The organism is Stenotrophomonas sp. A3_2 (assembly GCF_036624925.1).
Taxonomy (GTDB): Bacteria; Pseudomonadota; Gammaproteobacteria; order Xanthomonadales; family Xanthomonadaceae; genus Stenotrophomonas; species Stenotrophomonas hibiscicola.
In genome coordinates this window covers 1-349 of record NZ_JAZKVY010000123.1, presented here as the reverse complement: position 1 = coordinate 349, position 349 = coordinate 1, and the positions used below count along the sequence as shown (strand labels likewise).

Here is a 349-nt window from a genome sequence, read left to right as displayed (position 1 = left end):
GCGACCTCTGGGTCCTGTGCAGTTGCAGCTATTGGCGTTTTGCCAGCGGCTAAAAGCTTTTGCCTGCTAAGGGAAACGTAGATTTCCCCTTGTCCGTATTCAGTTAGGTTGATTTCCCCGGCTAGCCGGTGAAATCGTGACCGTGCAGTGAGAATGGCATGGCATGCTTCATGGTATCCGGCCTCTCGCTTGATGGTCATTTATCAGAGTCCCAACTTGCTCCCCATTTCGGAGCATCGAACCACACTGTGAGCTTAGTCTTGAGAGTAGATTTTATTGAGAGCGCGGACTTAACTCTCGCGACGTAGGGGGCAATCCCGGCTGATCATATAACGCCCGTCTCGGGCAC

The 349-nt window shown here is 52.7% G+C and carries 1 protein-coding gene; it reads right to left on the bottom strand.

From position 1 onward, the window contains the following. On the bottom strand, window positions 1-200 hold a 200-nt coding region (locus tag R5H29_RS02505), incomplete at its 3' end, for a hypothetical protein (protein WP_332328687.1). Window positions 201-349: the final 149 nt, after the last annotated feature.